Origin of the sequence: Pseudomonas sp. URMO17WK12:I11, from assembly GCF_007677725.1 — a bacterium.
Lineage (GTDB): Bacteria > Pseudomonadota > Gammaproteobacteria > Pseudomonadales > Pseudomonadaceae > Aquipseudomonas.
Genome location: NZ_VEDF01000032.1, coordinates 1 through 1,414 on the forward strand (window position 1 = coordinate 1; position 1,414 = coordinate 1,414).

Genomic DNA, 1,414 nt, shown 5'->3' on the forward strand with positions numbered 1-1,414 from the left:
TGTAGGTACGTGGCCGATTTTACTGAGGCTTATTGTATTGTGGATGGATTGAAGATTACCGGGTGGGCTTTAAAGAAGACGCCCCCCATTGTTGGTGGATTGATTGGGGGAGGGGGTTAGCGTAGCGCTGACACCGACCCCAAACAATCCACAAATCATGGACATTGACGTTATGAGCATCTCTAAATCAATTAGCCATTTCTTTATCGCTGCTTTTTTCTCGGCGATTATCAGCCAATCTTTTGCGGAGGATGGCCCGCAATCTTTGACATTCGACTTTCAAACCATTCAAGTCTCGGCTGCTTTGCAGCTGCTTGCTGATTATCGAGGACTGAATCTTGTCCTGGGCGAAGGTATCAGCGGTTCACTGTCCATGCGCATGAAAGATGTTACTTGGGATGAAGCCATTGAATTTGTTACCGGTCCTCGTGGCTTGCTTTATACAGTCGAAGGGAAATTCCTTCATGTGAGTCTTTATCCGCGTACTAATGCTGAGCCTGCGGCATATGGTGCTTACTCTGATGTTCCTGTGGTTCCTGCTGCTGCCTCCAGCCCGTCTTATAAGGTCTCTGTATTGAAGGTTAGAAACATTCCTTCTGTAGATGCGATTAAGGCTTTTCCTTTGGATCAAGGTGAAACTTTGAATGCTGAGGAAGGCTCGTCAGTCATTGTTGCTCGCATGAATGAAAAGCGTTTGTCAGAACTCCGCATGTATCTGGATGCCGTTGATTACTCACGCAAACAAGTGATGATTGAGGCTCGAATCGTTGAGGTTGATCGTTCCTACACAAAAAACCTTGGCGTCCAGTGGAACGCATCGGTCGGCAGCGGCGCAGGCACTTTAATTGGTAGCGTTCCTTTTGGATTGACTCCAGCAGCTATAGCCGGGTTTGGCATTACGTCCAGGTCGTTCAATCTAGATGCTGAGCTCGATGCAATGGAACAGGCAGGCAAAGGCCGCGTGATATCAAGCCCGCGCGTTTACACCACGGATCGTCATCAGGCAAAGATCATTAAAGGTTCGCAGGTTCCATATCAGCAATCTGCCGGTGACGGAGCCACGTCCGTATCCTTCAAAGAGGCTGCGTTGTCGCTTGATGTTCTGCCGCTCGTAAATGACCGGGGCGTGCTCCTGGACGTGATCTTGAGCAAGGATGAGCCAGATTATTCCAAGGCCATGAACGGGGTACCGCCGATCAATACGACGTCGCTCACGTCGCGTGTTTTCTCGGGCTTTGGGAAGACGGTTGCATTGGGAGGTGTCTATTCGGATGCCGACAGCACGGTCGTGCGTAGCGTGCCGTTCTTTGGGAAGATCCCTGGCTTGAAATGGTTGTTCAACAACACCTCGACGGTGAAGACGCAGACAGAACTGGTTTTGTTCCTGACGCCGCGGTTGGTCGACGCTGCCATA

At 50.2% G+C, this 1,414-nt stretch carries 1 protein-coding gene; it reads left to right on the top strand.

Going from position 1 to position 1,414, the window contains the following annotated elements; all coding sequences use genetic code 11:
* Window positions 1-172: 172 nt before the first annotated feature.
* A partial coding sequence (locus FS665_RS23105; RefSeq protein ID WP_178108398.1) for a hypothetical protein occupies window positions 173-1,414 on the top strand: 1,242 nt, incomplete at its 3' end.